The organism is Streptomyces sp. NPDC006687, from assembly GCF_040636215.1.
Taxonomy (GTDB): Bacteria; Actinomycetota; Actinomycetes; order Streptomycetales; family Streptomycetaceae; genus Streptomyces.
The window spans coordinates 1-8817 of record NZ_JBEYJJ010000032.1 but is presented as its reverse complement, the minus strand read 5'-3'; the positions used below and the strand labels follow the sequence as shown (position 1 = coordinate 8817).

Here is an 8817-nt window from a genome sequence, read left to right as displayed (position 1 = left end):
CAGGACGAACGGCAGCTGCATCTGACCGGAGCCGAACAGCTCACCGACGACCTTCATCCCCTCCAGAAGGGTGTCGTTGACGATGTCCAGGGCCGGACGCGTCTGGAGAGCCTCATCGAGGTCGGCCTCCAGGCCGTTCTTCTCACCGTCGATGATCCGACGCTGAAGCCGCTCGTCCAGCGGCAGCGCCAACAGCTCCTCGGCACGGCCCGCCTTCAGCGACTTGGTGTTGACGCCCTCGAACAACGCCATCAGCTTCTGCAGCGGGTCGTAGTCACCCTCACGCCGGTCGTAGATCAGATCCAGAGCCGTCTGGACCTGCTCCTCATCGAACCGGGCGATCGGCAGGATCTTCGAGGCGTGGACGATCGCCGAGTCCAGACCCGCCTTCACACACTCGTCCAGGAACACCGAGTTCAAAAGGACACGGGCGGCCGGGTTCAGACCGAAGGAGATGTTCGACAGACCCAGAGTGGTCTGCACATCCGGATGGCGCCGCTTGAGCTCACGGATCGCCTCGATCGTGGCGATACCGTCCTTACGCGACTCCTCCTGACCCGTACAGATCGTGAACGTGAGGGTGTCGATGAGGATGTCCGACTCACGGATCCCCCAGTTGACCGTCAAATCCCCGATCAGGCGCTCGGCGATGGCCACCTTGTGCTCGACGGTGCGGGCCTGGCCCTCCTCGTCGATCGTCAACGCGATCAGCGCCGCGCCGTGCTCCTGCGCGAGGCGGGTCACCTTCGCGAAGCGGGACTCCGGACCGTCGCCGTCCTCGTAGTTGACGGAGTTGATGACCGCACGCCCGCCCAGCTTCTCCAAACCCGCCTGGATGACCGGCACCTCGGTCGAGTCCAGCACGATCGGCAAGGTGGAGGCCGTGGCGAAGCGGCCGGCGAGCTCCTGCATGTCGGCCACGCCGTCACGGCCGACGTAGTCCACGCACAGGTCCAGCATGTGCGCGCCCTCACGGATCTGATCCCGCGCCATCTCCACACAGTCGTCCCAGCGGGCCTCCAGCATCGCCTCACGGAACTTCTTCGACCCGTTCGCGTTCGTCCGCTCACCGATCGCCATGTACGAGGTGTCCTGCCGGAACGACACCGTCTGGTAGAGGGAGGCCGCGCCCGGCTCGGGCTGGGGAGTGCGCACGGCGATCGCCGTGCCGCGGACCCGCTCCACGACCTGCCGCAGGTGCTCGGGGGTCGTGCCACAGCAGCCACCGACCAGGGAGAGCCCGTACTCGCGGACGAACGTCTCCTGCGCGTCGGCCAGCTCGGCGGCCGACAGCGGATAGTGCGCCCCGTCCTTCGTCAGCACCGGCAGGCCCGCGTTCGGCATGCACGACAGCGGAATACGCGCGTTCCGCGCCAGATAGCGCAGGTGCTCGCTCATCTCCGCCGGACCCGTCGCACAGTTCAGACCGATCATGTCGATACCGAGGGGCTCCAGCGCCGTCAGCGCCGCACCGATCTCCGAGCCCAGCAGCATCGTGCCGGTGGTCTCGACGGTGACGGAGCAGATCAGCGGGACGCTGATACCGAGGGCCTCCATGGCGCGGCGGGCGCCGATGATGGAGGACTTGGTCTGGAGGAGGTCCTGGGTGGTCTCGACGAGGAGGGCGTCGGCGCCGCCGGAGATCAGGCCCTCGGCGTTGATCTGGTACGCGTCGCGGATCTGCGCGTAGGTGATGTGGCCGAGGGTCGGGAGCTTGGTGCCCGGGCCCATGGAGCCGAGGACCCAGCGCTGGGCGCCGGTGGAGGCGGTGAACTCGTCCGCGACCTCGCGGGCGATGCGGGCGCCGGCCTCGGAGAGCTCGAAGTTGCGTTCGGGGATGTCGTACTCGGCGAGGGCCGCGTAGTTCGCGCCGAAGGTGTTGGTCTCGACGCAGTCCACGCCCACCGAGAAGTACGCCTCGTGGACCGAGCGGACGATGTCGGGGCGGGTGACGTTCAGGACCTCGTTGCAGCCCTCCAGCTGCTGGAAGTCTTCCAGGGTGGGGTCCTGGGCCTGGAGCATGGTTCCCATGGCTCCGTCGGCGACCACCACACGGGTGGCGAGCGCCTCTCGGAGGGCATCGGCCCGGGTCTGGGTGTCAGCGGGCGGGTTCGGCAACGAGGCCATGGTTGAGCTCCCTGGGATGCGACGGCTGTCGGCTTTGCGCCCCCGCTGTGTCAGGGGCGCACGCGGTCAGGGTAACCGCGCGGGGCCCGCCCCGGTGAGGGCGTCCCACGTGGCGGACTGCATTCTGTGCGCGGGAGTCGCACGGACGGGTGTGCAGGTCGGCGGCACACCGGGTAAACCCCCAACCATGCACCAGGTCGGCATCGACCGATAGTGTTCGGCATGGTCGAACTACGTCAGCAGGAGGCTGCGCGATGGCACGGAACATCCAGTCGCTCGAACGAGCAGCTGCGATGCTGCGGCTCCTGGCCGGCGGGGAGCGCCGGCTGGGCCTGTCGGACGTGGCGTCCTCCCTGGGCCTGGCCAAGGGCACGGCGCACGGGATCCTGCGCACCCTCCAGGCCGAGGGCTTCGTGGAGCAGGACCCGGCCTCGGGGCGCTACCAGCTGGGCGCGGAGCTGCTGCGGCTGGGCAACAGCTACCTGGACGTGCACGAGCTGCGCGCCCGGGCGCTGGTGTGGACGGACGATCTGGCGCGGGCGAGCGGCGAGAGCGTGTACGTGGGGGTGCTGCACAAGAGCGGGGTGCTGATCATGCACCACGTGTTCCGGCCGGACGACAGCCGCCAGGTGCTGGAGGTGGGGGCCATGCAGCCGCTGCACTCCACGGCCCTCGGCAAGGTGCTCTCCGCCTATGACCCCGTCGCGCACACCGAGGCCCTGGACGGGGAGCGGGCGGCGTTCACGCCGCGGACGGTGACCGACCCGGCGGGTTTCGAGGAGATCCTGGAGCTGACCCGGGCGCGCGGCTGGGCGGCCGACGTCGAGGAGACCTGGGAGGGCATCGCCTCGGTCGCGGCGCCCATCCACGACCGGCGGCGGATGCCGGTGGGCGCGGTGGCCGTCGCGGGCGCCGTGGAGCGGGTCTGCGGGGAGTCCGGGGAGCCGCACCCGGCCCTGGTGGCCTCCGTACGGGACTGCGCGCGGTCGGTTTCACGCGACCTCGGAGCCGGCCGGTTCTGAGCTTGACCTGAGCCCTCCGGTACCCGCCGGCGGCCTTTCGCCACCCCTTCGGTCCACCCCTTGGCCGCGTCCCGCGCCATTCGGGTGGACCTCTTCGTTTCAGGACCGGCTACTGGCCGGTTTTGGGCGATCGTACCGAGTGGTAACGATCCGGTTCTTTGACCTGGTCAGCCCTTGACGCCTTCTGAACCCAGGCGGAAAACTGCCGTTCATCGGTCGGCATTGTCGAACACCTACCGGCAATACGCGTTAGGCTAGGGCGAGGCCATGGACCGGTGAAGCACTCACCGAGTGTGCGGAACACCGGAGGGACCCGGTAACCGCCCACCCCTGGACGTAAGACAAAGGAGTCGCGGGTGTCCAGCTCCGACATCTTCATCGGCGAGACCATCGGTACCGCCCTGCTCACTCTGCTCGGCGGCGGCGTGTGCGCCGCCCTCACGCTCAAGAGCTCCAAGGCCCGTGGCGCGGGCTGGCTCGCGATCACCTTCGGGTGGGGCTTCGCCGTCCTGATCGCCGCCTACGTCTCCGCGCCGCTCTCCGGCGCGCACCTCAACCCGGCGGTCACCCTCGGCATAGCCGTCAAGACCGGCGAATGGGGCGACGTCCCGGTCTACCTGGCCGGCCAGCTGCTCGGCGCCATGATCGGCGCGGTCCTGATGTGGATCACCTACTACGGCCAGTTCCGCGCGCACCTGGCGGACCCGGAGAACATCAAGGACGCCAAGCTCGGCCCCGAGGACCCGCACCCGCACGACGTCGCCGGCCCGGTGCTCGGCATATTCTCCACCGGCCCCGAGATCCGGAACGTGGTCCAGAACCTCGCCACGGAGATCATCGGCACCTTCGTCCTCGTGATCGCGATCCTGACCCAGGGTCTCCAGGACGACGGCAAGGGCCTCGGCGTCATCGGCGTCCTGATCACCTCCTTCGTCGTGGTCGGCATCGGCCTCTCCCTCGGCGGTCCGACCGGCTACGCCATCAACCCGGTCCGCGACCTCGGCCCCCGCATAGTCCACGCCCTGCTCCCGCTGCCCAACAAGGGCGGATCGGACTGGGGCTACTCCTGGATCCCGGTGGCCGGCCCGCTCGTCGGTGCCGCGCTCGCCGGCGGTCTGTACAACCTCGCGTTCGCCTGATCAGCTTCGGCCGCGCTCGTAAGAACCGCACCGTCCTCCTGATTCCGCCTACTCACACAGACCTGCCAGGAGCAGCCACCATGACCAGCAGCACCGGCCCGTTCATCGCCGCGATCGACCAGGGCACCACCTCCTCCCGCTGCATCGTCTTCGACCGCGACGGCCGCATCGTCGCCGTCGACCAGAAGGAGCACGAGCAGATCTTCCCGAAGCCGGGCTGGGTCGAGCACGACGCCGCCGAGATCTGGACCAACGTCCAGGAGGTCGTCGCCGGGGCCATCGCCAAGGCGGAGATCACGGCGGCCGACGTCAAGGCCGTCGGCATCACCAACCAGCGCGAGACCACGCTCCTGTGGGACCGGCACACCGGCGAGCCGGTGCACAACGCGCTGGTCTGGCAGGACACCCGCACCGACACCCTGTGCAAGGAGCTCGGCCGCAACGTCGGCCAGGACCGCTTCCGCCGCGAGACGGGCCTGCCGCTCGCCAGCTACTTCGCGGGCCCGAAGATCCGCTGGATGCTCGACAACGTCGAGGGCCTGCGCGAGCGCGCCGAGGCCGGGGACATCCTCTTCGGCACCATGGACTCCTGGGTCATCTGGAACCTCACCGGTGGCGCCCAGGGCGGTGTGCACGTCACGGACGTCACCAACGCCTCGCGCACCATGCTGATGAACCTGCACACCCTGGCCTGGGACGAGAAGATCGCCGAGTCCATGGGCGTCCCGATGAACGTCCTCCCGGAGATCAGGTCCTCCGCCGAGGTCTACGGCCACGTCAAGGACGGCGTCCTCGCCGGTGTCCCGGTCGCCTCGGCGCTCGGCGACCAGCAGGCCGCCCTCTTCGGCCAGACCTGCTTCGCCGAGGGCGAGGCCAAGTCCACGTACGGCACCGGAACGTTCATGCTGATGAACACCGGCGACAAGATCATCAACTCCTACAGCGGCCTGCTGACCACGGTCGGCTACCAGATCGGCGACCAGAAGCCGGTCTACGCCCTGGAGGGCTCCATCGCCGTCACCGGCTCGCTCGTCCAGTGGATGCGCGACCAGATGGGCCTGATCAAGTCCGCCGCCGAGATCGAGACCCTGGCCTCCTCCGTCGAGGACAACGGCGGCGCCTACTTCGTGCCTGCCTTCTCCGGCCTGTTCGCCCCGTACTGGCGCTCCGACGCCCGCGGTGTGATCGCCGGCCTCACCCGGTACGTCACCAAGGCGCACATCGCCCGTGCCGTCCTGGAGGCCACCGCCTGGCAGACCCGCGAGATCACCGACGCCATGACCAAGGACTCCGGCGTCGAGCTGGCCGCCCTCAAGGTCGACGGTGGTATGACCTCCAACAACCTGCTGATGCAGACGCTCTCGGACTTCCTGGACGCCCCCGTGGTCCGTCCGATGGTCGCCGAGACCACCTGCCTCGGCGCCGCCTACGCCGCCGGCCTGGCCGTCGGCTTCTGGCCCGACACCGACGCCCTGCGCGCCAACTGGCGCCGCGCGGCGGAGTGGACCCCGCGAATGCCCGCCGAGCAGCGGGACCGCGAGTACAAGAACTGGCTCAAGGCCGTCGAGCGGTCCATGGGCTGGATCGACGACGAGAACGCCGGCTGACCGCACCAGCTGTCGAAATGACGAGGAGCTGAAGAGACATGAGCACCCTGCAGAGCGTCCCCGCACTGGGCACGCACCCGACCGCCGGCACGAACGCCAGCCGCGCCGAGACCCGTGAGCAGCTGTCGAAGGCCACGTACGACCTGCTGGTCATCGGCGGTGGAATCCTGGGCACCTCGGTGGCCTGGCACGCCGCGCAGTCGGGCCTGCGGGTGGCCATGGTGGACGCCGGCGACTTCGCCGGCGCCACGTCCTCCGCCTCCTCCAAGCTCGTCCACGGCGGCCTGCGCTACCTGCAGACCGGCGCGGTCAAGCTGGTGGCCGAGAACCACCACGAGCGGCGGGTGCTGGCCAAGGACGTGGCCCCGCACCTGGTCAACCCGCTCACCTTCTACCTGCCGGTCTACAAGGGCGGCCCGGTGGGTGCGGCCAAGCTGGGCGCGGGCGTCTTCGCCTACTCCGCCCTCTCGGCCTTCGGCGACGGCATGGGCAAGGTCATATCCCCGGCCCGTGCCGTCGCCGACAACCCCGGTCTGAAGACCGACAACCTCAAGGCCGTCGCGGTCTACTACGACCACCAGATGAACGACTCCCGCGTGGCCGTCATGACGGTCCGCGCGGCCGTCGAGTCGGGTGCGGTCGTCCTCAACCACGCCGAGGTCACCGGCCTGCGCATGACGCGCGGCCGGGTCTCCGGTGCCGAGCTCAAGGACCGCCTGGACGGCACCGAGTTCGGCGTCGACGCGCGCGTCGTGCTCAACGCCACCGGCCCGTGGGTGGACCACCTGCGGCGACTGGAAGACAAGCACGCGCTGCCGTCGATCCGCCTCTCCAAGGGCGCGCACATCGTCATGAAGCGCAAGTCGCCGTGGAAGGCCGCCATGGCCACCCCGATCGACAAGTACCGCATCACCTTCGCCCTGCCGTGGGAGGACCAGCTGCTGCTGGGCACCACCGACACCCAGTACGAGGGCGACCCGGCGGACGTCAGCGCCACCGAGGCCGACATCCAGCAGATCCTCGACGAGGCCGCGTTCTCCATCAAGGACGCCGACCTGGACCGCTCCCTGATGACGTACGCCTTCGCCGGCCTGCGGGTGCTGCCGGGCGGCCCGGGCGACGTCTCCCAGGCCAAGCGCGAGACCGTCGTCACCGAGGGCGCGGGCGGGATGCTGTCGGTGGCCGGCGGCAAGTGGACCACGTACCGCCACATCGGCCGCGTGGTCATGGACAAGCTCGCCAAGCTCCCGGGCAGCCCGCTGACCGAGGACATGGAGCCGGTGAAGTCCCTCGTACGCCGGGTCCCGCTGCCCGGTGTCGCCAACCCGAACGCCGTCGCGCACCGCCTGCTGGTGGACCGCGAGCCCGGCTCCCGGATGGACCCGCTGACCGCCCGCCACCTGGCCTCCCATTACGGCAGCCTGGCCTTCGACATCGCCCGCCTGGCGAACGAGGACGCGGCGCTGGCCGAGCGCATCCACCCGGACGGCCCGGAGATCTGGGCGCAGGTCGCCTACGCCCGTGACCACGAGTGGGCCGAGACGGCGGACGACGTGCTGCGCCGGCGCACCACGCTGACGATCCGCGGTCTGGACGACGCGTCCGTACGGGCCCGCGTCGAGGAGATGCTGGCCCGCAAGGCATAGCTCCTGGGCAGGTGGGGAAGAGGGGCGGTTCCGAGGGGAACCGCCCCTCTGTCGTGGGCTGTGGCGGCCCACCCCACAAGGCTTAGGCTTTCCCCCGTACACGAGGAACTTCGGAAGGAGACCTGGGTGATCGAGCTTGAGGGCGTGCCCGAGCTGATCGACCCGGTCATGGTGGCCGCGTTCGAGGGCTGGAACGACGCGGGTGACGCCGCCTCCGGTGCGGTGGCGCACCTGGACCGGGAGTGGAAGGGCGAGGTCTTCGCGGCGCTCGACGCCGAGGACTACTACGACTTCCAGGTCAACCGGCCGACGGTGTTCCTGGAGAACGGGGTCAGGAAGATCACCTGGCCGACGACACGGTTGTCGGTGGTCCGGATCGGCGGCGCGAAACCGCGTGACCTGGTGCTGGTGCGGGGCATCGAACCGTCCATGCGGTGGCGGTCGTTCTGCAACGAGCTGCTCGGCTTCGCGCACGAGCTGGGGGTGGAGATGGTCGTCATCCTCGGCGCCCTCCTCGGGGACACCCCGCACACCCGGCCGGTGCCGGTCAGCGGGGTGACCTCGGACCCGGACCTGGCACGGACCATGGAGCTGGAGGAGACCAAGTACGAGGGCCCGACGGGCATCGTGGGCGTGCTCCAGGAGGCGTGCACGCATGCGGGGGTCCCGGCGGTGTCGCTGTGGGCGGCGGTGCCGCACTACGTGTCGCAGCCGCCGAACCCGAAGGCGACCCTGGCGCTGCTGAACCGGCTGGAGGACCTGATCGACATCCGGATCCCGCTCGGGGAACTGCCGGAGGACGCGCGGGCCTGGCAGCTGGGGGTGGACCAACTGGCCGCCGAGGACAGCGAGGTGGCGGAGTACGTGCAGACGCTGGAGGAGGCGCGGGACACGGCCGACCTGCCGGAGGCGTCGGGGGACGCGATTGCCCGGGAGTTCGAGCGGTACCTGCGGCGGCGGGACCCTTCGGCCGGGGCCGGCGCCGGGGCCGAGCCGGGGGACGGGTCGTACCTGCGGGACATCTCCGGAGGGCTGGGGCGGGGGGCGAAGCGGAAGGACTCCCCCGCGGAGGAACCGCCGGCGGCGTCGCCGGAGCCGGAGCGGCCGGAGGAGCCGGGAGAGGACCCCCCGCAGCCCTAGCCGCGCCGGAGGGGCGGGGCCGGGGGGGCGGTGCCGCTGCGCGGAGCTGGTCCCCCACCCGCCCTTTCACCGTTTCCTGGGGGCTCCGCCCCCAGACCCCCGCGCCTCAATCGCCGGCGAGGCTGAGATCAGCCTC

6 protein-coding genes are annotated in these 8817 nt (G+C 70.1%); 5 read left to right on the top strand and 1 reads right to left on the bottom strand.

The features are described 5' to 3' along the window. Nucleotides 1–2127: homocysteine S-methyltransferase family protein (locus ABZ716_RS24590; RefSeq protein WP_358961741.1), on the bottom strand; the 2127-nt coding region annotated here is incomplete at its 3' end. Nucleotides 2128–2381: 254 nt separating this feature from the next. Between ABZ716_RS24590 and ABZ716_RS24585 the strand changes: the two genes are divergently transcribed. The 5 genes from ABZ716_RS24585 (at nucleotide 2382) to ABZ716_RS24565 (ending at nucleotide 8681) form a co-directional block, all read left to right on the top strand. Further along, entirely contained in the window at nucleotides 2382–3149 is a 768-nt protein-coding gene (locus ABZ716_RS24585; RefSeq protein ID WP_351892261.1) for an IclR family transcriptional regulator, read from the top strand. Between the two features lie 356 nt (nucleotides 3150–3505). After that, complete coding sequence (locus tag ABZ716_RS24580) at nucleotides 3506–4288, top strand: MIP/aquaporin family protein (protein WP_358961739.1); 783 nt, start codon at nucleotides 3506–3508, stop codon at nucleotides 4286–4288. A gap of 80 nt (nucleotides 4289–4368) precedes the next feature. Further along, nucleotides 4369–5895, top strand: coding sequence for a glycerol kinase GlpK (gene glpK / locus ABZ716_RS24575; RefSeq protein ID WP_358813739.1), 1527 nt, complete (start codon nucleotides 4369–4371; stop codon nucleotides 5893–5895). Nucleotides 5896–5933: 38 nt separating this feature from the next. Beyond that, nucleotides 5934–7541 carry a glycerol-3-phosphate dehydrogenase/oxidase gene (locus ABZ716_RS24570; RefSeq protein ID WP_351892268.1) on the top strand — a complete coding sequence of 536 codons (1608 nt, stop codon included), beginning with the start codon at nucleotides 5934–5936 and terminating at the stop codon, nucleotides 7539–7541. 126 nt (nucleotides 7542–7667) lie between these two features. Then, on the top strand, nucleotides 7668–8681 hold the full coding sequence (locus ABZ716_RS24565; RefSeq protein ID WP_358961737.1) for a PAC2 family protein: 1014 nt from the start codon (nucleotides 7668–7670) through the stop codon (nucleotides 8679–8681). Nucleotides 8682–8817 lie beyond the last annotated feature (136 nt).